The sequence below is a fragment of the Parablautia sp. Marseille-Q6255 genome, from assembly GCF_951230155.1.
In the GTDB taxonomy this organism is placed as follows: domain Bacteria; phylum Bacillota; class Clostridia; order Lachnospirales; family Lachnospiraceae; genus Choladousia.
The window spans coordinates 122825-149451 of sequence record NZ_CATNVD010000005.1; the positions used below are offsets into that span (position 1 = coordinate 122825).

General features: G+C 52.1%; 23 protein-coding genes. All 23 read left to right on the forward strand.

Translation table 11 applies throughout. The features are described 5' to 3' along the window. Nucleotides 1-2 precede the first annotated feature (2 nt). The 23 genes from QOX44_RS05165 (at nt 3) to murD (ending at nt 26616) form a co-directional block, all read left to right on the forward strand. A complete protein-coding gene (locus tag QOX44_RS05165) occupies nt 3-1142 on the forward strand; it encodes a hypothetical protein (protein ID WP_283681823.1) in 1140 nt (379 codons plus the stop codon). Nucleotides 1143-1227: 85 nt separating this feature from the next. Next, nucleotides 1228-1863, forward strand: a complete 636-nt coding sequence (locus QOX44_RS05170; RefSeq protein ID WP_283681825.1) for a CPBP family intramembrane glutamic endopeptidase — start codon at nt 1228-1230, stop codon at nt 1861-1863. 12 nt (nt 1864-1875) lie between these two features. Continuing rightward, nucleotides 1876-2445, forward strand: a complete 570-nt coding sequence (locus tag QOX44_RS05175) for a class I SAM-dependent methyltransferase (protein WP_283681827.1) — start codon at nt 1876-1878, stop codon at nt 2443-2445. Between the two features lie 174 nt (nt 2446-2619). Continuing rightward, nucleotides 2620-4089 carry a UDP-N-acetylmuramoyl-L-alanyl-D-glutamate--2,6-diaminopimelate ligase gene (locus QOX44_RS05180; RefSeq protein ID WP_283681829.1) on the forward strand — a complete coding sequence of 490 codons (1470 nt, stop codon included), beginning with the start codon at nt 2620-2622 and terminating at the stop codon, nt 4087-4089. 9 nt (nt 4090-4098) lie between these two features. Further along, nucleotides 4099-6333, forward strand: a complete 2235-nt coding sequence (priA, locus tag QOX44_RS05185; protein ID WP_283681830.1) for a replication restart helicase PriA — start codon at nt 4099-4101, stop codon at nt 6331-6333. A gap of 88 nt (nt 6334-6421) precedes the next feature. Next, nucleotides 6422-6919, forward strand: a complete 498-nt coding sequence (def, locus tag QOX44_RS05190) for a peptide deformylase (protein ID WP_283681832.1) — start codon at nt 6422-6424, stop codon at nt 6917-6919. A 64-nt stretch (nt 6920-6983) separates the two neighbouring features. Continuing rightward, on the forward strand, nt 6984-7943 hold the full coding sequence (gene fmt, locus QOX44_RS05195) for a methionyl-tRNA formyltransferase (RefSeq protein WP_283681834.1): 960 nt from the start codon (nt 6984-6986) through the stop codon (nt 7941-7943). 5 nt (nt 7944-7948) lie between these two features. Further along, entirely contained in the window at nt 7949-8695 is a 747-nt protein-coding gene (locus QOX44_RS05200; protein WP_283681836.1) for a zinc metallopeptidase, read from the forward strand. Then, nucleotides 8688-10109, forward strand: coding sequence for a 16S rRNA (cytosine(967)-C(5))-methyltransferase RsmB (gene rsmB / locus QOX44_RS05205; RefSeq protein WP_283681839.1), 1422 nt, complete (start codon nt 8688-8690; stop codon nt 10107-10109). The genes QOX44_RS05200 and rsmB overlap by 8 nt, the downstream gene beginning before the upstream one ends. Beyond that, nucleotides 10090-11145 carry a 23S rRNA (adenine(2503)-C(2))-methyltransferase RlmN gene (rlmN, locus tag QOX44_RS05210; RefSeq protein WP_283681842.1) on the forward strand — a complete coding sequence of 352 codons (1056 nt, stop codon included), beginning with the start codon at nt 10090-10092 and terminating at the stop codon, nt 11143-11145. Before rsmB ends, rlmN begins: the two co-directional genes overlap by 20 nt. Further along, nucleotides 11142-11861 carry a Stp1/IreP family PP2C-type Ser/Thr phosphatase gene (locus QOX44_RS05215; protein WP_283681843.1) on the forward strand — a complete coding sequence of 240 codons (720 nt, stop codon included), beginning with the start codon at nt 11142-11144 and terminating at the stop codon, nt 11859-11861. The genes rlmN and QOX44_RS05215 overlap by 4 nt, the downstream gene beginning before the upstream one ends. Before the next feature lie 17 nt (nt 11862-11878). Next, nucleotides 11879-14266 (forward strand): protein kinase domain-containing protein, encoded by a 2388-nt coding sequence (locus QOX44_RS05220; protein WP_283681844.1) that lies wholly within the window; start codon nt 11879-11881, stop codon nt 14264-14266. After that, entirely contained in the window at nt 14266-15141 is an 876-nt protein-coding gene (gene rsgA / locus QOX44_RS05225) for a ribosome small subunit-dependent GTPase A (protein ID WP_283681845.1), read from the forward strand. The genes QOX44_RS05220 and rsgA overlap by 1 nt, the downstream gene beginning before the upstream one ends. Before the next feature lie 398 nt (nt 15142-15539). After that, a complete protein-coding gene (gene ychF / locus QOX44_RS05230; protein ID WP_283681846.1) occupies nt 15540-16637 on the forward strand; it encodes a redox-regulated ATPase YchF in 1098 nt (365 codons plus the stop codon). Nucleotides 16638-16666: 29 nt separating this feature from the next. Continuing rightward, the gene (gene lgt / locus QOX44_RS05235; protein ID WP_283681847.1) at nt 16667-17536 is read left to right on the forward strand and encodes a prolipoprotein diacylglyceryl transferase; all 870 of its coding nucleotides are present in this window, start codon (nt 16667-16669) and stop codon (nt 17534-17536) included. Next, nucleotides 17533-17703 (forward strand): hypothetical protein, encoded by a 171-nt coding sequence (locus QOX44_RS05240; protein WP_283681848.1) that lies wholly within the window; start codon nt 17533-17535, stop codon nt 17701-17703. Before lgt ends, QOX44_RS05240 begins: the two co-directional genes overlap by 4 nt. Nucleotides 17704-18012: 309 nt before the next feature. Further along, complete coding sequence (gene mraZ, locus QOX44_RS05245) at nt 18013-18444, forward strand: division/cell wall cluster transcriptional repressor MraZ (RefSeq protein ID WP_176850988.1); 432 nt, start codon at nt 18013-18015, stop codon at nt 18442-18444. A gap of 15 nt (nt 18445-18459) precedes the next feature. Beyond that, nucleotides 18460-19401, forward strand: a complete 942-nt coding sequence (gene rsmH, locus QOX44_RS05250) for a 16S rRNA (cytosine(1402)-N(4))-methyltransferase RsmH (RefSeq protein ID WP_283681849.1) — start codon at nt 18460-18462, stop codon at nt 19399-19401. A gap of 16 nt (nt 19402-19417) precedes the next feature. Beyond that, entirely contained in the window at nt 19418-19927 is a 510-nt protein-coding gene (locus QOX44_RS05255) for a hypothetical protein (RefSeq protein WP_283681850.1), read from the forward strand. A 9-nt stretch (nt 19928-19936) separates the two neighbouring features. After that, on the forward strand, nt 19937-22216 hold the full coding sequence (locus QOX44_RS05260) for a peptidoglycan D,D-transpeptidase FtsI family protein (RefSeq protein WP_283681852.1): 2280 nt from the start codon (nt 19937-19939) through the stop codon (nt 22214-22216). Between the two features lie 232 nt (nt 22217-22448). Further along, entirely contained in the window at nt 22449-24188 is a 1740-nt protein-coding gene (locus tag QOX44_RS05265) for a peptidoglycan D,D-transpeptidase FtsI family protein (protein ID WP_283681853.1), read from the forward strand. A gap of 67 nt (nt 24189-24255) precedes the next feature. Next, nucleotides 24256-25227 (forward strand): phospho-N-acetylmuramoyl-pentapeptide-transferase, encoded by a 972-nt coding sequence (gene mraY / locus QOX44_RS05270; RefSeq protein ID WP_283681939.1) that lies wholly within the window; start codon nt 24256-24258, stop codon nt 25225-25227. Between the two features lie 30 nt (nt 25228-25257). Next, nucleotides 25258-26616 (forward strand): UDP-N-acetylmuramoyl-L-alanine--D-glutamate ligase, encoded by a 1359-nt coding sequence (gene murD, locus QOX44_RS05275; protein ID WP_283681855.1) that lies wholly within the window; start codon nt 25258-25260, stop codon nt 26614-26616. Nucleotides 26617-26627: the final 11 nt, after the last annotated feature.

The following is a 26627-nucleotide window of genomic DNA, read 5'->3' on the forward strand; positions in this document are numbered from 1 at the left end:
ACATGAAAGTATGGAAGAGAGTATTGATAAAAACAGTTATTTTTTTTGCAGCGGTAGCAGCAGCGGGTGCAGCTGCAGCCGGCTGGAGAGGCTATCAGCAGAGTACGCCTGAGTATACAATGGAGAAGTATCTGACCTGTCTGATCGACAACAGTGCAGATAAGGCATATGCGCTTTTGGATCAGTCTGAGGATACTCTGACACAAAAGGAGTACGAGCAGGCTCTTGCAGCTGGGAAATACAGCCTCTTTTCAAAATATACGCTCAAGGAGCTGGAAAAGCGCCGTGACAATGACGGAAATGAGTACGTGGATTATGAGGTGAGCTTTCTGGATGCGGCGGATGAGGTGAAAACAAAAGAGCAGTTTACTGTGCGCAAGCAGGCGGCAGCCGTTCTCGGGATCTTTGATACCTGGAAGGTTCTGGCAGAGCACTGTATGGTGAAGGATTTCCGGATCACAGTGCCGGCAGGAGCGCAGCTTTATCTGAATGATCAGAAGGCAGATGACAACTGGCTGGTCACAGATGAAGTCCCGGCGTCGGTGGACTGCTATGAGATACCTGGTATGCTGCCGGGAGATATCCGTGTTACGGTACGGCATCCGGCTTTGGAATCCATAAATACGACATTGGAGGTATCCGAAAAGGGCGCAGATTACAGCAGCAAAATGGCACTGAAATCCTCTGCGAAGGATGCGTGCACAGAGCTGGGCGTGAAGGCGCTGAAAAAACTTTACAGCGCAGCGGCAAAAGAGGGGAAGGAGGAGCCGGATCCACTGTTTGATGACTGCAAAAAGCAGGCGAAAAAATTTGCAGCAGATCAGGAGAGCTCTTTCCATCAGGAGGGCAGCGTATTTAAAAATGCAGCGATCTCAGATTTTGCGGCGCAGTTTGGCGATATCGTGTTTACCGGGGATCAGAGTGGTGCGATCACAGTAGAAATGAAGCTTTCTTACCATTATGTGGTGCGTGCAGATGTGATGGAAGCTACAGGAGAGGTACTGGAGGATGGAACGGCAGTAGAAGAGACGCTTACGGAGGAAGAATCCGGAGACAATACGGCAACATTTGTCCTGTCCTTTGTGGACGGAGAATGGAAGCTTTCATCCATGGAGCTTCCCGTCATTCCAGAGAATAAATAAACCAAAAACAGGGGCTGCTGCAGATGTGCGATCTGGAATGGACAGATGCATGCTGCTGCGGCCCCTGTCGTGATAAGGAGAAGGTATGAGTGGATGTATTTCGATGGTAACTCCCCTGCTGCTGCATATGGTGGTATCGACTGTGACGGCAGCAGTATTTGGCTCCAGTATGGATGCGGCTTCGTGCACAATGCTCTCTGCCGTATTGGTCATGCCTGCCGCAGTATGGATGTACAGAAAGGATATGCGGCAGAGGGAGCGGGTATCCATGCGGGAGACGCGCGGCGTTTCCTGGTATGCAGGATATGGAGTGCTTTGTCTGGTTGCAGGAGGTGTGCTGAATCTGGCGTGGAGCGGTGTATTAAACATGATCCATATCCAGGAGCATTTTTCCAATGAGACGCAGGAGGCGCTGCTTGCCGGCAGGGCTGCAGTGCAGGTGGCAGGGCTTGGATTTGCAGTACCGCTTGCAGAGGAGCTGATCTTCCGGGGGCTGATCTATGAGCGGATGAAAGACTTTTTTCCGGTAAAGGTGTCGATTTTTCTCTCGGCGCTTTTGTTTGCAGTCTACCATGGCAATCCGATCCAGATGATCTTTGCCTTCCCCATGGCGGTCGCGCTGGCTGCCGTGATGGAGCACGGGAAAAGCCTGGCGTTCCCCGTTCTGTTCCATGTCGGAGCAAATATGACGGCAGTCGTGCTGAGCCTTTTACAGAAATAGCAGGAGGAGCACATGGAAAAAAAGGATTATCAGATTACCGCATGGTGCCGCCGCATGATGCGGGAACACGTATCAGAAGGGGCATTTTGCATTGACGCGACAATGGGAAAGGGAAATGACACGCAGCAGCTTTGTCTGCTGGCAGGAAAAGCGGGAAAAGTGCTGGCGTTTGACATTCAGGAGGAGGCGATCCGGGAGACGCGGCGGCGGTTGGAAAAGACGCTTGACTACTGCAATTATGAACTTTTGCTGGAATCGCACACCCATATGGAGCGGTATGCGAAGCCGGAGTCAGCAGACTGTATCGTATTTAATCTCGGTTACCTGCCGGGAGGCAGTCATGCAGTGGCTACGAAGGCGGAAACGACAGTAGAAGCGCTGGAGCAGGGGCTGCGCCTTTTAAAAAGGAATGGGCTGATGAGCGTGTGCATTTACAGCGGCGGCGATAGCGGATATGAGGAGCGGGATGCAGTGCTTGCGTGGCTGAAGGCGCTGGACTGCCGGAAGTATCTGGTAATGCTTACCCGGTATTACAATCGGCCAAATGACCCGCCGATCCCTGCGATGGTCATAAAAATGTAGCGATTATCCTTGTGATGTGTTTGCTCCCATGATACAATAGGAGCACTTGGTATGCCATGCCTGTGCGTCAGATATGGCACAGCAGGGACACCTGGCATGGTATTTTTGAGCCTGGTTTTTGAAATATGCGGCAGATGCATATGATAATATATAGATGAGCGGAGGGAATCCGGAATGAAATTAACAAAGCTGTTGGAACACGTGTCATGGAAATGCCTGCAGGGCAGCGTGGACGTGGAAGTAGAGAGCGTGATCAATGATTCGAGAAAAGTAGAGGAAGGATCTTTATTTTTCTGTATTAAGGGCGCCGTGACAGACGGACACAGGTATGTGCCAGAGGTCCTGGAAAGAGGCGCGAAGGTGCTGGTCGTACAGGATGCGGTCGAAGCGCCGCAGGATGTGACTGTGATCCAGGTAGAGGATACGAGGTATGCGATGGCGATGATCTCGGCCGCCTGGTTTGGATATCCGGCACAGGAGATGAAGGTCATCGGGATCACAGGAACAAAGGGGAAAACGACGACGACATACATGGTCAAGTCGATCCTGGAGTCTGCGGGCTACAAGGTAGGACTGATCGGGACCATTGAGGTGATCATAGGGGATCAGGTGATCCCGGCAAAAAACACAACGCCGGAGTCTTACACGATACAGCAGTATTTCCGCCAGATGGCGGATGCAGGCTGCCAGATTGTCGTTATGGAGGTCTCTTCACAGGGACTGATGCTCCACAGGACGGCGGGGATCCCGTTTGAAATCGGCATTTTTACAAACATTGAACCGGATCATATCGGTCCGGCAGAGCATTCGAGTTTTGAAGATTATATTGAGTGCAAGAGCAGGCTTTTCCGCCAGTGCAGACTGGGCATCTTTAATGCGGACGATCCGCGGCTTGAGACGATTTTACAGGGGCATACGTGTGAGGTAGAGACCTTTGGCTTTTCACCGGATGCGAGTATCCGGGCAGAGAATGTAGATCTTGTCATGCGGCCGGGTTATCTGGGCATTGCCTACACGGCGGTGTGCGCAGGCGAGCCGGAAGAGCGTTTTGAGGTGGAGGTCGATATACCGGGAAAATTCAGTGTATACAATTCACTGACTGCGATCGCGATCTGCCGCCACTTCCAGGTGGCCGCCGCGGATATTAAAAAGGCGCTTAAGACTGCGAAGGTCAAAGGCCGTGTGGAGATGGTAAAGGTATCAGACGAATTTACGCTGATGATCGACTATGCGCACAATGCCATGGCGCTGGAGAGCCTTTTAACCACGCTCAAGGCGTACCGGCCGCACCGCCTGGTATGTCTCTTTGGCTGCGGCGGCAACCGCTCTAAAATGCGCCGCTATGAGATGGGAGAGGTGGCAGGAAACATCGCGGATCTGACGATCATCACCTCGGATAATCCGCGCTATGAAAATCCCGAGGATATTATTGCAGATATCGTGACTGGTATAGAGCGGACAGAAGGAAAGTATGTCAGGATCACGGACCGGAAAGAAGCGATCGCATATGCGATCCACAACGGGCAGCCGGGAGATATCATTGTCCTCGCAGGAAAGGGACATGAGGATTATCAGGAGATAGAAGGGAAAAAATATCCGATGGATGAGCGCGTGCTGATCCGGGAGATACTGGAAGGAAGATAGAAAATATTCATGGAACGATTTGCGGATGTCATTATTGACATCTCCCACAGTAAGCTCGACCAGACATTTCAGTACCGGATCCCGGCACAGCTTTGCGAACAGATCGAGCCGGGCAATGTGGTGGAGATCCCGTTTGGACGCGGGAACAGGCTGACAAAGGGATACGTGCTGCGGGTTGTGGAGCACAGTGCATATCCGCCGGAGAAGCTAAAAGAAATCGTGCGGGTAGAAACCAATCTCGCCGGAGCAGAGTCAAAGCTCACTGCTCTGGCGCTTTGGATGAGGGATTATTATGGCTCTACGACGGTGCAGGCACTGCGCACGGTGCTGCCCTTCCGGCAGAAGGCGCCGCAGAAAAAGAAAAAGACTGTGGTGCTGAAGCTTACGCAGGAGGAAGCGGTGCAAAAGCTTGCATGGTACAGAGAAAAGCATCAGACGGCGCGGGCGCGTCTTCTGGAGGCGCTGATCGGGCAGCCGGTGCTTGCCCAGGAGCTGGTGACGGGAAGCCTTAAGATCACGCTGCCCGTTTTGCGCGCCATGCAGGAGCAGGGGGTGCTGTCGTGCGAGGAGGAGCAGTCGTACCGTACTCCGCTGATGATCGAGCAGCTTGTGGAAGAAGAAAAGGCCGCGTCTGCATTTGAGCTGACGCAGGAGCAGCAGCAGATCATTGCGGCAGTCCGAAGCGAGTGGGAGGAACGGCGTGGAAAGGAGTACCTGATACACGGCGTGACTGGAAGCGGAAAAACGGCAGTATATATGGAACTGATCGCGGAGGCGCTTTTCCGGGGGCAGCAGGCGATCCTGCTGATACCGGAGATATCTCTGACATACCAGAATGTGCTCCGGTTTTATCAAAGATTTGGCAATCGTGTATCGATCCTCCACTCGCGTCTGTCTGCGTCTGAGCGGTATGACCAGTTTGAGCGCGCAAAGGCAGGAGAGATCGATGTGATGATCGGTCCCAGATCAGCACTGTTTACGCCGTTTCAGAGGCTGGGCATCATTATTATAGACGAGGAGCATGAAAATTCCTACAAAAGTGAGACGGTTCCCCGCTATGATGCCAGAGAGACAGCCAGAAAAAGAGCGCAGCTGGAAGGGGCGGCACTGGTGCTTGGCTCTGCCACGCCGGATCTGGAGACGTATTACCGGACTCAAAACGGGCAGAGCAGACTGTTTACGATGAACAGGCGTGCGGCAGGAGGAAGGCTTCCGGCAGTGCTCGTAACAGATATGAGGGAGGAGCTTCGGGCAGGCAACCGTTCCATCCTGAGCAGAGCCCTGTACGAACGCATAGAGGACCGGCTGCAGAAGCATCAGCAGATCATGCTGTTTTTGAACCGGAGAGGGTATGCCGGTTTTATTTCCTGCCGCTCCTGCGGACATGTGATCCGCTGTCCGCATTGCGATGTATCGCTTTCTCTGCATAACCATGGCAGGCTGATCTGCCATTACTGCGGCTATGAGGAAGCGGCTCCGGCGACATGTCCTGTGTGCGGCTCACCGTATATCGGAGGGTTTAAGGCAGGAACGCAGCAGATAGAGACGCTCATAAAGAAAGAATTTCCGCAGGCGCGTCTGCTGCGCATGGATGCGGATACGACGCGGGGCAAGGATGGACACGCGGAGATCCTGCGCGCATTTGGCGCACAGGAGGCCGATATCCTGATCGGGACACAGATGATCGTGAAGGGACATGATTTCCCGGGGGTGACGCTGGTAGGGATCCTGGCGGCAGACACCTCTTTAAATATCAGCGATTATCAGGCATCAGAGCGGACGTTCCAGCTTTTGACGCAGGCAGCAGGCAGAGCAGGGCGCGGCGGGCAGGCAGGCGAGGTAGTGATCCAGACGTATACGCCGCAGCATTATGCGATCACAAGCGCCGCACAGCAGGATTACCTGCTGTTTTATGAGCAGGAGATGAGGTACCGGGAACTTTCCGGTTACCCTCCGTGCGGGGGCATGATGGCAGTGCACTGTGCGGCAGAGGATCAGCAGAAGCTCGAGACGGCGTGCGGCTATCTGGCAGGATTTTTAAGACAGGCAGCGTCGCGTTGTCAGGCAGTGGTGATCGGACCGGCAGACGAGGCGGTAGCGAGGATCAGCGATGTCTACCGCAAAGCGCTGTATATCAAGCATCCGAAGGCAAAGGTGCTGACTTCCATAAAAAATATCGCGGAGCAGTATATTGAGATAAACGCCGGTTTTCAGGATATCAGGATCCATTTCGAACGACGGTAAAGGGAGCAGTACATGGATTTCATAAAAAGAGTATACAAAGCAGACAGAGACTGCAGAATATCATACAGATAAAATGGAGGACAGAAAAATGGCATTAAGACAGATCAGGATCATGGGGGACGAGAAGCTTGAAAAGGTGTGCAGACCGGTGACGGAGATGACGGCGCGGACACGGGAGCTGATCTCGGATATGCTGGAGACCATGTATGATGCAAATGGAGTGGGCCTGGCAGCGCCGCAGGTAGGTATATTAAAGCGGATTGTGGTAATAGATGTAGGAGAAGGTCCGCTCGTGATGATCAATCCGGAGATCCTGGAGACATCCGGGGAACAGACCGGACAGGAAGGCTGTCTGAGCCTTCCGGGACAGGCGGGGATCGTCACACGGCCTAATTATGTAAAGGCAAGAGCCCTGAACGAAGAGATGAAACCGTTTGAGGTGGAAGGAGAGGAGCTTCTGGCGCGTGCGATCTGCCATGAATGCGATCACCTGGATGGGATCATGTACGTAAGACATGTAGAAGGTGAGCTGTTTGATGTGACAGCAGATGAAGAATCCGATGAAGACTGGGAGGACGCGGAATAACGCGCAGAGACAGGACAAAAACGGGCATAAGCTGCCCGGACAGTAAAGGCAGGTTGGAGGTAGCATGATTAAAAATGTAGTTTTTATGGGAACGCCTGATTTTGCGGCCGGCACGCTTCAGGCGCTGATCGAGGCAGAGCAGTATCAGGTACAGGCAGTATTTTCACAGCCGGATAAGCCGAAGGGACGCAGTAAGGCGCTGCAGATGACGCCGGTAAAGGCGCTTGCAGTAAAGGCGGGGATTCCGGTATACCAGCCTGTGAGGATCAAAGATCCGCAGTGGCTGGAGGTGTTAAAGGAACTGACCCCGGATGTGATCGTTGTGGTAGCATTTGGACAGATCATCCCGCAGGCGATCCTGGAGCTTCCGGAATATGGCTGCATTAATGTACATGCGTCCCTGCTTCCAAAGTATCGCGGAGCAGCCCCGATCCAGTGGGCCGTGATCAATCAGGAACGCGAATCCGGGGTTACGATCATGCGGATGGATACAGGGATTGACACAGGTGATATGATAATGAAAGAAGCCGTGCTGCTCGATCGCAAGGAGACGGGAGGAAGCCTGTTCGACAAGCTCAGTACAGTCGGCGCAGCTCTGCTGGTACGGACGCTTGACGCGATCAGTGATGGAACGGCAAGCTATGAGAAGCAGCCGGAGGACAGTCCGACGGCGTATGCCGGTATGCTGACAAAGAAAGACGGAGAGATCGACTGGACAAAAACGGCATCTCAGATCGAAGGTCTGATCCGTGGTCTTGATCCATGGCCGAGCGCCTATACAAGGTATCGCAAAAAAACGCTGAAGCTATGGGGCGCGCAGGTGTGCGAAGCAGATGCGGCAAAAGACAAAATGGAGCCGGGCCGGGCAGTAGAAGTGACAAAGACGTCTCTGAAGATTGCGACGGGCGATGGCGTGCTTTCGATAAAGGAAGTACAGCCGGAGGGCAAGAAGCGGATGACAGTCGATGCTTTTTTACGTGGATATCCGGTAGAGCCCGGTGAGCTGTTTGGCGAGAGGAGTTGACAAATATGAACTTACTGGTTTCAGGGACAAATGCATTTTATGGATACGGGGGATACGGAGGCTACCGGTATATGTTTGACTGGACGTATCTGCTCGTGATCGCAGGGCTGGTCCTTTCTATGGTGGCGTCTGCCCGCGTGAAAGGAACATTTGCAAAATATTCTCGCATGCGCAGTATGTGCGGGCTGACAGGAGCGCAGGCAGCGCAGAAGGTGCTGGAGCTTTCCGGTATCTATGATGTAAGGATCGAGCATGTATCCGGACATCTGACCGATCACTACGATCCGAGGTCAAAGGTACTGCGGCTGTCTGACAGCACATACGGTTCCAATTCTGTGGCGGCGGTCTGCGTAGCGGCGCACGAGTGCGGCCATGCCGTCCAGCATCAGAAGAGCTACGGCCCTCTTGTGCTGCGCAGCACGCTTGTCCCGGCGGCAAATTTCGGGTCAACACTGGCCTGGCCGGTATTTTTTGCAGGACTGATCTTTTCGATGAAACCGCTTCTGACGGCAGGTATCATCCTGTTTTCTCTTGCTGTTATCTTTCAGCTTGTGACACTTCCGGTCGAATTTAATGCATCCTCCCGTGCGCTCAGGATTCTGGAGGATGGACATGTGCTGGGGAGCACAGAGCTTGTAGCCGGCAAAAAGGTGCTTGGAGCCGCCGCGCTTACGTATGTGGCAAGCCTTGCGGCATCTGTATTACAGCTTTTGCGGCTGGTGATTCTTGCGAGAGGAAGAGACGATGACTAAACCGGTAAATATACGAGAAATTGCGCTTGGCATTTTGATGGAGATCACAGAGGAGGAGGCATTCAGCCACATTGTGCTGCGGCAGGTACTGGAAAAATATCAGTATCTGGAAAAACGCGACCGTGCATTTATTACCCGTGTCGTGGAGGGGACGCTTGAGCATATGATCCAGATGGACTATATCATCGAGCAGTTTTCCAACGTGCCGGTCTATAATATGAAGCCGCTTATCCGTAATCTGCTTCGGATGTCGATCTATCAGATGAAATATATGGACAGTGTCCCGGATGCCGCTGTGTGCAATGAGGCAGTAAAGCTTGCGCAGAGAAAAGGCTTCTACAATCTGAAAGGCTTTGTAAACGGCGTGCTTAGGAATACGGCGCGCAGGATCAATCATGTAAAATATCCGGATCCCAAAACGGAACCGCTGCATTATCTCTCTGTGAAATATTCGTTTCCGATCTGGATGCTGAGTAAATGGGTCGCGCAGTTTGGCTATGAAAAGACAGAACAGATATGCCGCGATTCTCATATGGAGCGTCCGACGGTCGTGCGCTGCAATCTGACAAGAGCTTCCAAGGAGGAGATCATCGAAGATCTCGAGGCACAGGGGATCACGGTCAGACAGCATCCGTATCTCGATTATGCGCTGGAAATCTCAGATTACAATTATATCAAGAGTGTTTCTGCGTTCCGGAAAGGCTGGATACAGGTGCAGGATGTAAGCTCGATGCTCGTAGCAGAGGTCGCTGCGCCAAACTGGGGAGATACCTGTTTTGACGTGTGCGCTGCACCGGGCGGAAAGAGTCTGCATATCGCAGATAAGCTGATGGGAAGCGGACATGTGGAGGCGCGGGATGTATCAGAGTATAAGGTGCGCCTGATGCAGGAAAATATCGACAGAGCAAATCTGATCAACATCCATGCAGTGCTGCGCGACGCGACGGTCCGCGATGAGGCTTCTGTGCAGAAGGCAGATATCGTGATCGCGGACGTCCCGTGCTCCGGTCTGGGTGTGATCGGTAAAAAGCAGGATATTAAATATAAAATGTCAGAAAAGCAGCAGCAGGACATTATCCGGCTGCAGCGCAGGATCCTGTCTGTTGTACAGGAATACGTCAAGCCGGGCGGCGTACTGGTCTTTAGCACGTGTACGATCGGAGCAGATGAAAATCAGTACAACATAAAATGGTTCCTGGAAAACTATCCGTTTCGGCTGGAGAGCCTTGATCCGTATATCTGCGACGAATTAAAGGACAGAACGACAAAAGGCGGATACATCCAGCTTTTGCCTGGGGTACACCGGTCAGATGGCTTTTTTATCGCAAGGCTGCGTCGGCTGGATGCACCGGGAGATGAAGGATTTTATTTTGACGAGGATGAAGAAGACGAGAATGGAAAAAAGAGATATTAAATCCCTCACGCTTGAGGAGCTTCAGGCGGAAGTGGTAGAAATGGGAGAAAAAAAGTTTCGGGCGGGACAGCTTTATCAGTGGATGCACCAGAAGCTCGCCCGCGACTTTGATGAAATGACAAATCTTTCGCAGAAGTTCCGGGAGCAGCTAAAAGAAAAGTACCAGTATACAGATCTGGAGCTGGTAGACCGTCTGATCTCGAAACTCGATGGGACAGAGAAGTATCTGTTCCGTCTCGCAGATGGAAATGTGATCGAAAGTGTACTGATGCGTTACCATCATGGCAATTCTGTATGTATCTCTTCGCAGGTCGGCTGCCGTATGGGCTGCCGGTTCTGCGCCTCGACACTTGGCGGTCTGACACGGAACCTGACGCCGTCCGAGATGCTCGATCAGGTCTATTGTATCCAGCGGATCTGCGGTGAGCGGATCTCCAATCTTGTCGTCATGGGCACAGGTGAGCCGCTTGACAATTACGATCATCTGCTTCGCTTCCTCAGACTTTTGACAGATGAGAACGGGCTGCATATCAGCCAGAGAAATGTGACGGTCTCAACCTGCGGTATCGTGGAAAAGATGCGAAGCCTTGCGCAGGAGCAGCTTCAGATCACACTGGCGCTTTCACTTCACGCTTCCAGTCAGGAAAAACGAAAGGAACTGATGCCGGTCGCATATAAATATGATCTGGAGGAGGTGCTGGATGCCTGCCGGTATTACTTTGAAAAGACAGGCAGACGGATCACGTTTGAATACAGTCTGGTGGGCGGTGTAAACGATACGCAGCAGGATGCGCAGGAGCTTGCGCGGCTGGTGGGAGACATCAACTGCCACGTAAATCTGATCCCCGTCAACCCGATCAAGGAGCGGGACTACGTGGAATCGGAGCAGGCGGCGATCACAGCCTTTAAAAATAAACTTGAAAAATACCGAATAAATGTTACTATTAGAAGAGAAATGGGCCGTGACATTAACGGAGCGTGCGGCCAGCTCCGAAAAAGCTATATTGACGCAGAAGAAAGGAAACAGAACGTATGAAAGCGTACAGCATCACCGATATCGGAAAAAGACGTTCATCGAATCAGGATTTCGTCTATGCATCAGAACAGCCGGTTGGCAACCTTACCAATCTGATGATCGTTGCAGACGGCATGGGCGGGCACAATGCCGGAGACCTTGCTTCGCGTTATACGGTGGAGTCCATGGTAGCGTACATAGAGAGATCAGAAGAAAAGCGGCCGATCCCGCTCCTCAGTATGGCGATCCATTATGCCAACGATCTGGTGATGGAAAAGGCAAAGACAGATAAAGCCCTTGAGGGGATGGGGACGACGGTTGTGGCAGCCACGATCCAGGATGGCTACCTGTATGTGGCAAACGTCGGAGACAGCAGGCTTTATCTGATCGACCAAGAGATCGAGCAGATCACGAGAGATCATTCTCTGGTGGAGGAGATGATCCGTATCGGTGAGCTGCAGCGTCAGGATGCAAGGAGTCATCCGGACCGGAATGTGATCACGAGAGCGATCGGGGTAAATTCACCCGTAAAGATAGATTTTTTTGATATGAAGCTAGAAGAGGGGGACAGAATACTGCTCTGTTCCGATGGCCTGACCAATATGGTCGATGATGATGAAATCCTGCATATTGTAAAGAAGTGCGCTTCGCCGCAGGAAGCGGCGCAGCGGCTTGTGACAGAGGCAAACAAAAATGGCGGAAAAGACAACGTTTCAGTAGTCCTGGCTGAATTTTAAGTAACGGGAGTAGATATATGTTAAAAGTTGGAATGTTCATACAAAACAGATATGAAATCATCTCAAGAATCGGCTCAGGCGGTATGGCGGATGTATACAAAGCAAAGGATCACAAGCTGAACCGTTTTGTTGCTGTAAAGGTACTGAAAAAGGAATTCGGAGATGATAAGGCCTTCATATCAAAATTCCGTGTAGAGGCACAGTCGGCTGCCGGACTGGCGCACGCCAATATCATTAATGTGTATGATGTCGGGGAAGAAGCAGGCATCTATTATATTGTAATGGAGCTTGTGGAGGGCGTGACGCTTAAGGAATACATTAAAAACAAGGGGCATCTTTCTCCGCGCGAGGCGACAAGCATCGCGCTTCAGATCTCAGCCGGTCTGGAGGCTGCGCACAACAACGGGATCATCCACCGCGATATCAAGCCGCAGAATATCATAATCTCCACAGACGGAAAGGTAAAGGTGGCTGATTTTGGCATCGCCAGAGCGGCTACCACAAATACGATCAATTCCGGCGTGATGGGGTCGGTCCATTACTGTTCGCCGGAGCAGTCGCGCGGGGGCTACAGTGATGAAAAAAGCGATATTTATTCCCTGGGCATCACCATATATGAGATGCTGACCGGAAAGCTTCCGTTTGACGGCGATACGGCAGTGGCAGTCGCGCTCCAGCATCTTCAGGAGGAGGTGCACGGACCAAAGGAGCTCATCCCGGAGATCCCATACAGCACCAACCAGATCGTTTTGAAGTGTACGCAGAAGAGCCCTGACAGGCGATATGCAAATATGTCTGAGGTGATCCGTGACCTCAGAGAATCTCTGGTGAATCCGGAGGGGGATTTTGTAGTACAAAAGGGTATAGGGGATGCGTACCGGACGCGCGTGATGTCTAAGGAGGAGGTCAGTCAGCTCAATGAGCTCGATGCAGGGAAACACAGCAGGCCTTCTTATGACGAGTCGATGGATGTGGGGATGGCGGCGTCTCTGCATGCCAGGGAGAATGAACCAAAGCGCAACAGAGCGTATCAGCCGGGCAGCTATTATCAGAAAAGTGCCTTTCAGGAAGTGCCTGGCAGCCGGAGCACTCAGGAGGGGGACTCCTGGAACGGCGAGTATGATGCGCAGGAGCCGGAAGGCGTAAGGCAGTATGATCCGTATTTTGACGCGTATGATGATCCGGACGACTATGCGATCCATGAGGGCAGCTACCGTCTGGAGGAAGGATTTGCACCAAAAAAGGAGCGCCGCCAGGGAAGAGAGGAAGAGATGGGGCTAAACCCCAGGCTTGAAAAGATCGTCACAGTGGGAGGCATCATTGTGGCAGTGATCATAGGCTGCGTATTCCTTGCTCTGCTTGCCAATGCAGTTGGTCTGTTCAACTTTGCAAGCCATCAGAAAAAGCCGGAGGCGCAGGATGTGGCGCAGACTGAAACGCTTACGGAAAAATCAACAGAAAAAGCGACAGAGGCGGCAAAGTCAGTGACAGTACCGCGGATCGTGGGAAATACAGAGGAGGAAGCGCTCAAGCTTCTGGAGAGCTTTGGCCTTACCGGAAAGAAGACAGGAGAGAAGACGTCTGAGGAGCACGCGACAGGCGAGGTATGCAGTCAGTCTCCGGGAGAGGGCGAGGTAGTTCCGAAGGGAAGTGCGGTTTCCTATGAGGTCACTGCGGCAGGAGATGAGATCATCCTGTCTGACTTGAGCAATATCGAGCAGAGTCAGGCACAGGCCTTTCTTCTTACAAAGGGACTCAAATGCGAGATTGATACGTCAAGACAGAGCGATACCGTAGAGGAAGGACATGTGATCACGACAGATCCTGCTGCCGGTACGACGCTCAGCCAGGGAGACACGGTGACACTGTTCATCAGCCAGAAAGCAGCCGACGATTCGGATTATGTACAGCTTTGGGATCTGTATGGCTATACGAAGGAGCGTGCAGCAGAGGCGCTTGCGATGCTGGAGCTGGAGGCGGAGTATCAGTATGAGGCGAGCAGCGAGGTCGGCGAGGGTCTGGTGATCAGCCAGAGCGTATCAGCGAATGAGAAGGTGGCCAGAGGCTCTGTCGTAACGCTCGTTATCAGTACAGGACCATCCGGCGGCGCAGAGGCAGACGGAAACATTACCATCCAAAGCGAGGGTGCGGGAGCCTGGAAATGTGATGCAAGCCTGTCCGAACCGGCCGGGTACAGCGGACAGAAGGTGAGGATCACACTGAAACAAAACGGAAATGAAAAGACCGTGTATGAGGGGACAACGACATTCCCGTACCACCTCCAGGTGGAGGGAGAAAACGGTGTGGCGGAAGGTACGGCGTATGTATATCTCCTTGATGGCGCCACCGGAGAGGTGACCAGCACGATCGAGTATCCGGGGATTACATTTAGTCAGGTGAATTGATGCAGGGAAAGATTATAAGAGGAGTCGGGGGCTTTTACTATGTCGATGCTGCAGACGGAAACGTTTATGAATGCAGGGCAAAGGGGATCTTCCGAAAAAATAAAATCAAACCGCTGGTCGGTGATAATGTGGAGATATCTGTTCTAGATGAAACGGCCAGGACGGGGAACGTTGATGCGCTGCTTCCGCGCAGGAACGCGCTGATCCGTCCTGCAGTAGCGAATGTAGATCAGGCGCTCGTGGTATTTGCGGCGGCAAGTCCGAAGCCGAACCTCAATCTGCTTGACCGTTTTCTGATCTCCATGCAGCAGCAGGATATACCGGTGATCATCTGTTTTAACAAGATGGATATTGCTTCTGATGAGTGTGCAAAGGCGCTTGAAGAGACCTACCGCGGCAGTGGATACCGCATATGCTTTGCGAGTGTCGCAAGGAGAGAGGGGATCGAGGAGATTCAGGCTCTTCTTGAGGGAAAGACGACCGTGGCAGCCGGACCGTCCGGCGTCGGGAAGTCCTCTTTGACAAATGAGCTGCAGCCGGACATCCGTATGGAGGTCGGGGAGATCAGCAGGATTGAGAGGGGCAGACATACGACACGGCATACAGAGCTGATCGTCCTTCGCAGAAATACGTATTTTCTGGATACCCCCGGATTCAGCTCGCTGTATCTGCAGGGGATCGAATATGGGGAGCTGAGGGATTATTTCCATGAATTTTTGCAGTATGAGCCATACTGCCGTTTTCAGGGCTGCATGCATTTGAGCGAGCCTGACTGCGCGGTCAAGGAAGCGCTTGCAAAGGGGAGGATCTCACAGTCGCGCTATGAAAATTATGTGCAGCTTGCGCAGGAGCTCAGGGATAAAAAGAAATACTGAAACGGAAAAAGTTTTCGACAAAGTTTTTCTTTTTTATACGCTGTCCTGTACGGGAAAATCCTGATAAACAGCGGAAAATAGAGGTATGCCGGAGTGTTTCGGCGTACCTTTTTGTATATTTTCAGGGGACAGAGGGCGAAATGTGTCGAGCGGTTTCTGGCAGAAGCTATTGTTTCTTGTCGGTTTATGTGCTAAACTGTGACTAGCGCCGGTGAACAGGGGAAAAAACAGTCGGAAAAGGAAGAAGGCTGGTCTCTTTAGTGCACGGACGCGGCAAAGGATAAAGAAGAAACGATACGAAAGAGCGCAGCCTGCAGCACGATGCTTTGAGCAGGTTTGGTGTATAAGATGCAGCGCTGCGGAAAAAACTGATAGAGAAGAAATGGAGAGTAAAGAACATGAAGCTTGGTATTGTAGGATTGCCGAATGTAGGAAAAAGTACATTGTTTAATTCTTTGACAAAGGCAGGGGCAGAGTCGGCAAATTATCCGTTTTGTACGATCGACCCGAATGTGGGGGTTGTGGCGGTTCCGGATGAGAGACTGAAGCTGCTGACAGATCTGTATCATTCTGCAAAGACGACGCCGGCTGTGATCGAGTTTGTCGACATCGCAGGGCTGGTAAAGGGCGCGTCAAAGGGAGAAGGCCTTGGCAATCAGTTTCTGGCAAATATCCGCGAGGTAGACGCGATCGTTCATGTGGTTCGCTGCTTTGAAGATCCGAACGTCATCCATGTAGATGGCAGTGTCGATCCGGTGCGGGATATTGAGACGATTAATCTGGAGCTGATCTTTTCGGATCTGGAGATCCTGGAGCGGCGTATTGCAAAGACGGCACGCGCAGCCAGAAATGACAAGACCCAGGCGAAGGAGCTGCAGCTTCTTGAAAAGCTGAAAGCACATCTGGAGGAAGAGAAACTGGCGATTTCTTATGAGACAGAGGATGAGGATGAGCAGGCATGGCTTTTAGAGTACAATCTGCTGACCGCAAAGCCGGTGATCTTTGCGGCAAACGTGGCAGAGGACGATCTGGCCGATGACGGCGCATCAAATGAATACGTAAGAGAAGTAAGACAGTACGCAAAGGAGACAGGAAGCGAAGTGTTCGTGATCTGCGCGCAGATCGAGCAGGAGATCGCAGAGCTGGATGAGGACGAGAAACAGATGTTCCTTGAGGATCTTGGATTAAAGGAATCGGGACTCGAAAAGCTGATCCGGGCAAGCTATTCTCTGCTGGGACTGCTCAGCTATCTGACAGCAGGAGAGACAGAGACACGGGCATGGACGATCAAAAAAGGTACAAAGGCACCGCAGGCAGCCGGAAAGATCCATTCTGACTTTGAGAGAGGATTTATCCGCGCGGAGGTAGTCAATTATCAGGATCTGCTGGACTGCGGATCATATGCGGCTGCGAAGGAAAAAGGACTTGTAGGGCTGGAGGGCAAGGATTACGTCGTAAAAGACGGAGATGTGATCCTCTTCCGCTTTAATGTCTGAGATCCGGTGACAGACAGGAGTGGCAATGCATGAATGGTACGATACGTTTTCCGCATCTTGGTATTACGCTGGAGCATGTGATCCGATCGGTCCATGTCGGCGGGATCGAGATCGCATGCTACGGGATCGTGCTCGCGGCTGCGATGGTGACAGGGCTGCTGCTTGCGATGAAGGTGGCAGAAAAGACGGGGCAGAACCCGGAGGATTATTTTGATCTTGGCATCATTGCGATCATCGTATCGGTGATCTGCGCGCGCATTTATTACGTAGTATTTTCATGGGACTATTACAGGGAACATTTAAGTGAGATATGGAATATCCGTCAGGGCGGGCTTGCGATATACGGCGGCGTGATCGGCGGCGTGCTGACCGTCTGGCTGTTCTGCCGGGTCAGAAAGCTTCGCTTTTGCACAGTGCTTGATACGGCAGTACCGGGGCTCGTGTGGGGGCAGGTGGTAGGCCGGTGGGGGAATTTCTTCAATCGTGAAGCGTTTGGCGGCTATACTGACGGCCTTTTGGCGATGCAGCTCCCTGTAAGTGACGTCAGGGCCCATGAGATCACAGAACAGATGAGAGAGCACCTTCAGGTGATCGATGGCGTGGAGTACATTCAGGTGCATCCGACCTTCCTCTATGAATCTCTTTGGAATATCGGTGTGCTGCTGATTCTTCTGCTCGTCATCTTTCGGGTGAAAAAACGGTTTCAGGGAATGACAGTTTTGATGTATTTTCTGCTGTATGGAGCGGGGCGTTTCTGGATCGAGGGACTGAGGACAGATCAGCTTTTGCTTCCGGGGACCCGGATCGCGGTATCACAGGTTCTGTCCGCAGTACTTGCGGCCGGCGCTCTGGTGCTGCTTGCGGCAGGATGGATCAGAGAAAGGAACACAAAGACATGAGTGCAGAGAAACAGCAGATAAACCGCAGGGAACACCTGATGAAGCATATAGAAGAAGAACGCCTGGTACTGAACCGGTTGCTGTCACACGGGGCAAAGACAGAGGAGATCTATACCCAGAGCCTTGTTGTCGACCGGCTGATCGAGCAGTTTATCGTCCTGCCGTAGCCGGAGCGGTGGATAAAACAGATAAAAAACACAAAGGATGTGGAGGCTGCTGCGGCGTATGCTGCGGCAGCCTTTTGGCATGTTTTGTGAAATATGGGCTGTACAGCGTGCACATTTTTTCGTGCAGCATAAAAATGTAATAATTTTATTTGCAAATTCCCTTGTTTTTTCCCGGAGATTACGGTATGATAGTCATGAAGTGGTAGAAAGTGGTGCGTTGTGGTGCTAAATGGGAAGTAAATGGAGGGAGAATCCCTGCAGGCCGCAGCGGAGGGACATCACAGGGCAGCCGGAAGTAGGTGTGGCATTATGTTCATGGGAGAGTATAATCATACGATCGACACCAAAGGCAGACTGATCATCCCATCGAGATTCCGAGACCTTTTAGGCGAAGAATTCATTGTAACGAAGGGACTGGACGGATGCCTGTTTGTGTTTCCCAAAAACGAATGGCAGATCATCGAAGAGAAGCTGCGCACACTGCCGCTGAACAATAAGAGCGCCAGAAAATTCACGCGTTTTCTGGTGGCCGGAGCAACGCTGTGTGAATTGGACAAGCAGGGGAGAATCCTTTTGCCACAGGTGCTGAGGGATTTTGCTGGTCTGGAAAAAGAAGTGGTGCTTGCCGGAAACCTGAACCGCATTGAAATCTGGAGTAAAGCAAACTGGATCGAGAACAATGCTTATGATGATATGGATGACATCGCGGAACAAATGACGGATTTTGGTTTAAGCATATAACCTGGGGAGGATTGTATGGAATTCAGACATAAATCTGTACTTTTGGAAGAAAGCATTGAGTCACTTTGCATAAAGCCGGATGGAATTTATGTAGACGGCACGCTTGGAGGCGGCGGACATTCCTATGAGATATGCAGGAGACTGTCCGGGAAAGGACGGCTGATCGGCATTGATCAGGATGAGGCGGCGATAGAGGCGGCCACAGGGCGCTTAGGGGAGTTTAAAGACCGGGTGACGATCGTGCGGAGCAATTACTGCAATATGCGCGGGGAGCTCGGAAAATTAGGGATTACATCCGTAGATGGAGTCATTTTGGATCTGGGGGTCTCCTCCTACCAGCTGGATGAAGCAAGCCGCGGATTTACGTATCGGGAGGACGTACCGCTGGATATGAGAATGGATCAGCGGCAGTCCATGACGGCGAAGGATATCGTGAACGGGTACAGCGAGATGGAGCTATATCGCATCATCCGCGATTATGGGGAAGACCGGTTCGCAAAAAATATCGCGCGCCATATCGTAAATGCGAGAAAAGAAAAAACACTGGAAACAACTGGGGAGTTAATTCATGTTATAAAAGCGGCGATACCGGCAAAGGTAAGAGCTGTGGGAGGACACCCGGCCAAAAAGACATTTCAGGCAATCCGGATCGAGCTGAACCGGGAACTGGAGGTGCTGGAGGATTCACTGGAGGATATGATCGATCTTCTGAATGACGGGGGAAGGATCTGTGTGATCACCTTTCATTCACTGGAGGACCGGATCGTGAAAAATAAATTCCGGCAGTGCGAGGCACCATGTACATGCCCAAAGGATTTTCCTGTATGTGTATGCGGGAAAAAGTCAAAGGGGAGAGTCATTACGAGAAAGCCAATTGTACCATCACAACGGGAATTGGAAGAGAACAGCAGGGCGAAAAGCTCAAAGCTTAGGGTTTTTGAGCGTAAAATACAGTAGAGGCAGGTAATACAGGATGGCAAGAGTAGAACATATGCGCGGGAAGGGTCGCGAACAGCAGAGGAATACGCAGGGGAGAAGAGTATATACGTATGTGGATGGTACCGCAGTACGTAAGCTTCAAAGCGCCCCGCAGGAGGGACCTCAGAGAAAAAAGAAATCTTCTACGAGTCTTGCTACGAGGAGGAACAGAGCGCGTGCGCTCCAGATGAATCTGGGATATGTCACATTTTTGACTGTTGCAGCTGTTATTACTGTATTTATGTGTGTGAATTTTCTTCAGCTTCAGGCAAACGGGACGAGGCTTCAAAAAGAGGTGACTGCTTTAGCGGCACAGCTTGACGCTGCGGTTCTGGAAAATGATTCTGACTACAACAGGATCATGACAGGTGTGGATATGGAGCATGTAAAAGATGTCGCGATGAATGAGCTTGGCATGGTCCAGGCAAAGAAATCACAGATCGTTACGTATGAGATCGAGGACAGTGATTATGTGAGACAGTATTCCGATGTGCCGGAAGAGTAGGTGAAGTAGTTGGCAAGAGGAAACCGTACAAAAAAAGAACGAAGATTTACGAGAAAAATGCAAATAAAGCTTCTGGCTGTATTTGCATTCATTTTATTATGTTTAATTCTTATTTTAATGCGCATTGTGTACATTAATGTGCACAGTGGCAAACGATATGCAAAGCAGGTGCTGTCGCAGGAGAACTATGACAGCCAGACGCTTTACAGCAGACGGGGAGAGATCCAGGACGCAAACGGCAGACTGCTGGCATACAGTGAAAAGGTATATAACCTGGTCCTTGACTGCAAGGCAGTCAATCAGGAGGTCGACGGGGAGAAGATCTACATTGAGCCGACGATCGATGCGCTGACAGCAGTATTTGAGGAGCTGGACGCCGGAATCGTAAGAGACGTGATCGTCGGGGAGAAAACGTGTGACAGCCAGTATCAGGTGCTTCTGGAAAAGGTGACAGAGGATCAGAAGGATGCATATGAGGCGTACGTATCCCTTGATGCGGATCGCGAGATCTCAGACGAGCAGCGCAAAGCGCTCCAGAAGGTCACAGGCGTATGGTTTGAAGAGGAATTTGTGCGCCGCTATCCGCTCGATACGGTTGCGAGCACGGTGATCGGATTTTCCAATTCCGTTGGAGACGGGATCGCCGGGCTGGAGGCTTATTATGATACGCAGCTAAAGGGAACCAACGGTCGTGTGTTTGGATACCTCAATGAGAACCAGGAGTATGAGAGGAAGACGATCCCGCCGCAGAACGGGTATACGCTGCAGACGACGCTGGATGTGAATGTCCAGGAGATTGTGGAGAAGTACATTGCAGAATTTGACGAGGCGTATGGCACAGATAATGACAATGGGACAGCAAAGCACGGTGCGAAAAATGTAGGCGTCATGATCATGGACCCAAATACGGGGAGTGTTCTGGCGATGGCGACAAACTCCGGCTATAATCTGAACGATCCGCAGAACCTCGAAGCGTGGTACACGCAGTCCGAGATCAAGGCAATGACGGATGAGCAGTACGTGGAGGCGCTCAACAGTATGTGGAAAAATTTCTGCGTCTCAGATGGGATCGAGCCGGGATCTACGTTTAAGCCGGTCACGATATCTGCCGCGCTTGAATGCGGAGCGGTGACGGAGAATGATTCCTTTTACTGTGACAGCGGAGAGCAGGTGACGGATACGTATATCCGGTGTGATGCATGGCCAAATGCGCACGGCGATGAAACACTTGGCGATGTCCTGAAAAATTCGTGCAACGACGGTCTGATGGCGGTCGGAAGAGCCATGGGCGTTTCACGCTTTATTGAGTATCAGACACTGTTTAATTTCGGCAGACCAACGGGCATTGACCTGCCAAATGAAGCCTCCGGCGCAGTTTATACGCAGGAGACGATGAATGAGGTAGAGCTTGCCACGTGTACCTTCGGCCAGGGACTTACCTGTACGATGGTGCAGCAGGCGGCTGCATTTGCGGCAGTAATAAACGGCGGATATTATTATCAGCCGCATCTGGTAGACAAGATCTTTAATGAGGATGGAAAGCTGGTGCGGGATTCGTCCGGCCTACTTTTAAAGCAGACGATCTCAGGAGACGTCTCAGAGACGATGCGGGGCTATCTTGAGACTGCTGTAAAGGAAGGTACCGGAAGGCGGGCGCAGGTGCCGGGCTACCGGATCGGAGGAAAGACGGGTACAGCGGAGAAGATCGACCCAGAGACCGGGCGGCGTGCAGAAGGAAAGTATCTCGTTTCCTTTATCGGCGCGGCTCCGATCAATGATCCGGAGGTGATCATCTACGTCGTAGTCGATGAGCCGAATGTTGATAATCAGGCAAACAGTACGTATGCGCAGGAGATCTATCAGAAGATCGCGACAGAAGTGCTTCCGTATCTCGGCATTTATCCGACCGAGGACGTGACGCCGGAGCTGCTTGCTTCCCTGGGTCTTGAGGAAGAGGATCTCGGAGAAGAGGTGGTCAAGACCTTCCAGGCATATGACTCCTACGGTACGCTCCATCAGGATGCGCGCGTGGAGGGCGGACAGGTCATAAATGGCGCGGGCGCCGTAGTCGAGGGCGCGACGATCGCAGAGGACGGGACGGTATACGATGCGTATATGAACCCCGTGTCAACGGTTGAGGTCGACCAGACAAATCAAAACGCGATCGACCCGAAAACAGAGAACCCGGGGATCGCGCTTCCGCCAAGTGAAAACGATGACGCTGCAGAAGATACGACCGTCTGGGACGCCACTGCAGTGGAGGACGATGGGGAAGACACCGCTTTGTAGCAGAAAAGGCATGAAAAGCTTCCGGCAGATACAGCCGGTCTTGGCAGACAGCATAAACGGGATATTTTCCGGGAGAGACAGTGATGTACTCCCGGAGGATATCCCGGTTTTTTTGTGGTACAGATGCAAAAAGAATTTCATTGCCGGCACTGTGTATGCGGCGCGGGAAAATGCGTGCATTGCTTTACGAAAAGAGGAATATACTGTATTAAAACTTGATATGAGGGGTTTTATGCAGAAAACAAAACCGTTTCACCGGCGCAAGGTGGTGGTGGTATTCTTTGGCTGTATGCTTGCCCTGGTGCTGCTCGGGGGAAGACTTGCGTATCTGATGATCGTCCGGTCAGAGTATTATGCGGCGCTGGCTCAGGATCTGCATGAGCGGGAGCGGGAGATCAAGGCAGCCCGTGGAAAGATCCTCGACCGCAACGGAGTAGTCCTGGCAGATAACCGCACTGTCTGTACGGTCTCTGTGATCCACAGTCAGATAAAGGAGCCGGAGCGTGTGACGCAGGTGCTTGCGAAGGAGCTGGATATGGAACCGGAGGAGGTGCGCAAACGTGTGGAGAAGGTAAGCTCCATTGAGCGGATCCGGAAAAATGTCGATAAGGAGATCGGGGACCGCATCCGCAATTATAATCTGGCAGGAGTGAAGGTGGATGAGGACTATCGCAGATACTATCCGTACGGGAGCATGGCGTCAAAGGTGCTTGGATTTACAGGCGCGGATAATCAGGGGATCATCGGGCTGGAGGTAGAGTATGAAAAGAAGCTTTCCGGCACACCCGGGAGGATACTTACGCTCACAGATGCAAGAGGGGTAGAGCTTGCAGATACCGGGGAGCGCAGGCAGGAGCCTGTTGCAGGCAATGATCTGGTGATCAGCATGGATTACAATATCCAGCAGTATGCAGAGCAGGCAGCGCGCCGCGTCATGGAGCAGAAGCAGGCAGACAGCGTATCGATTCTGATCATGAACCCGTCAAACGGAGAGATTTATGCGATGACAAATGTGCCGGAGTTTGATCTCAATGATCCGTATACGCTGCCCGCAGCCGCGCAGCAGGACAGCGGACAGAGCAGGCAGGATGCACTGAACCAGATGTGGAGGAACGGATGCATCAATGATACGTACGAGCCGGGATCGACCTTTAAGATCATCACTGCGGCAGCCGGGCTGGATGCGGGAGTCGTTACACTGGAGGATCATTTTTCGTGTCCCGGCTTTAAGATCGTTGAGGACAGGAGGATCCGCTGCCACAAGGTCGGCGGACACGGTGCGGAGAACTTTTTACAGGCGACTCAGAATTCCTGCAATCCGGTTTTTATCGAGGTAGGGCTGCGGCTTGGGACAGACCGTTACTTTTCTTACTTTGAGCAGTTCGGGTTAAAGGAAAAAACGGGGATCGATCTGCCCGGGGAGGCTGCGACGATCATGCACAGGAAAGAGAATGTCGGGCAGGTGGAGCTTGCCACGATCGCATTCGGACAGTCCTTTCAGATCACTCCGGTCCAGCTTGCTGCGACGGTCAGCTCGATCATCAACGGCGGGATACGCATAACGCCGCACTTCGGCGTCAGCGTACAGTCCGGCGACGGCGCTTTGCTGGAGGTGCTGCGCTATGAGGAGGACAACAGGATCCTCTCAGAGGAGACTTCTGAGACAATGCGATACCTCCTGGAGCAGGTCGTGGACGGCGGCTCAGGAAAAAACGCCTATATCGAGGGATACCGCATCGGCGGAAAGACTGCGACCTCTGAGACGCTGCCGCGAAGCGCGAATAAATATATTTCCTCCTTTATCGGTTTCGCACCGGCAGATGATCCGCAGGTGCTGGGACTGTGCATCATCAACAATCCGCAGGGCGTGTACTACGGAGGTACGATCGCGGCTCCGGTGATCCGGGAAATGTTTGAGAACATCCTTCCTTATCTGGGAATTGAAAAAAGTGCGGCATCATTTGACAGATAGCATGGCATGTGATAAAAATAAAGTGATAAAAAACGTAAGAAAGACAAGACGAGGTGTAAAAATGGTGATTAGTCAGGATGTATTGATTCCGTTGTTTGCAGCATTTATTATCAGTGTAGCGCTGAGCCCCTTTGTGATACCGTTTCTTCAGAAGCTGAAGATCGGACAGACAGAGCGGGAGGAGGGAGTAAAATCCCACCTGAAAAAAGCAGGGACCCCGACCATGGGAGGTCTGATCATCCTGATCAGTATTGCCGTGACCTCTCTGTTTTATATTGGCAGATTCCCGCGCATGGTGCCGGTATTATTTCTGGTGCTGGGCTTTGGGATCATCGGACTGCTCGACGACTACCTGAAGGTAGTGCTGCGCCGCTCGGATGGACTCTACCCGAAGCAGAAGATGCTTGGACAGCTCATAGTGACAACGATCTTTATTGTATATGTATGGAATATGGATTCTTCCTGTCTGGAGTTTCTGATCCCGTTTTCCGGGGGCACAGTGCTTTCCGGGGATACGGTACGGATCATTGCGGTGCCGATCGCATATCTGGCGATCATCGGTACGGTAAATGGGGTGAATTTCACAGACGGTCTGGATGGTCTGGCGACCGGCGTGACGACAATGGTAGCTGTGTTTTTTACGCTGGCGTCCCTGGTGCTTGGGGGCGGTATTGAGCCGCTCACAGCGGCTGTGACAGGCGCCCTGCTGGGCTTTTTGCTGTTTAATGTATATCCGGCCAAGGTGTTTATGGGAGATACAGGATCTCTGGCGCTTGGCGGCTTTGTGGCAGGAGCAGCGTACGTGATGAAGATGCCGCTTTTTATCCCGATCGTCGGACTGATCTATTTTGTCGAGGTGCTCTCGGTCATGATACAGGTCACATACTTCAAAAAGACTGGGGGAAAGCGTTTCTTTAAGATGGCGCCGATCCATCATCATTTTGAGCTGTGCGGATGGTCTGAGACGCGCGTGGTGACAGTATTTACCGTGCTCACAGCTTTTCTCTGTCTGCTGGCGCTGGTCGGCATCAACGGATAGACGGGCGGATGTTGCGATGGGAGGAAAAAAATGAAACTTTCAGGAAAAAGGGTCCTGGTCTTTGGCGCCGGGATCAGCGGGATCGGTGCGGCGAAGCTGCTGCTTGACGCATCGGCAGAGGTTATTTTATATGATGGAAATGAGTCGTTAAATAAGGAGGAGCTGCAGGCGAAGCTTCCTTGCAGGGGCAGACTGCAGATCGTACTGGGAGAGCTGGAGGATGCGCTCATGGATACTCTGGATCTCGTGGCAGTAAGTCCCGGCGTACCGCTGGATCTGCCGGCAGTGTGCCGGCTTCGCAGCCGCCATATTCCGATCTGGGGAGAGGTAGAGCTGGCATGGCAGTGCGGCAGAGGAGATGTGCTTGCGATCACAGGAACAAACGGAAAGACGACAACAACGAGTCTTCTGGGTGCGATCATGAAAGCATGGAAGGATGAGACTTACGTTGTGGGCAATATCGGCAATCCCTATACAGAGGCGGCGCCGCATATGAGCGAGGCTGCGGTCACAGTAGCGGAGATCAGCAGCTTTCAGCTTGAGACGATCGACACATTTGCGCCGAAGGTGAGCGCGATCCTCAATATCACGCCAGATCATCTGAACCGTCATCATACGATGGAGGAGTACATACGAGTGAAGGAGCTGATCACTAAAAATCAGCGGCCGGAGGATACGTGTGTGCTGAATTACGAGGACGCTCTTTTGCGTGAGTTTGGAAAGACACTGAAAACAAGGGTCATTTATTTCAGCAGTCTGCATAAACTGGAACAGGGAATGTATCTGGACAAAGAGAGGATCTGTTATCGGGATGAAGCGGGGGAGCAGGTGCTGTGCTCGACAAAGGAGCTGCACCTTCCGGGCAGGCATAATCACGAAAATGTAATGGCTGCCGCTGCGATGGCACTGGCATACGGCGTACCGATGGAGGTGATCCGCGCAGTCGCTGTTGATTTTCAGGCAGTGGAGCACCGGATCGAGTACGTGACGGAAAAGCACGGGGTTGTTTACTATAATGATTCCAAGGGAACAAACCCGGACGCGGCGATAAAGGGGATCCAGGCGATGGATCGTCCTACGCTGTTGATCGGCGGGGGATATGACAAGGATTCCTCCTACACAGAGTGGATCGAATCGTTTGAGGGGAAGGTGAAGTACCTGGTACTGATCGGGCAGACAAAGGAAAAAATCGCAAAGGCTGCCCGGGACTGCGGCTTTACAGATGTTATCATGGCCGAGACGCTGGAAGAGGCGGTCCGGATATGTGCAGACAGAGCAACAAGCGGAGACGCAGTGCTCCTTTCTCCGGCGTGTGCAAGCTGGGGGATGTTCCCGAACTATGAGGTGAGGGGAAGGCGATTCAAAGAACTGGTAAATCAATTATCATAGGAAGTGATTGG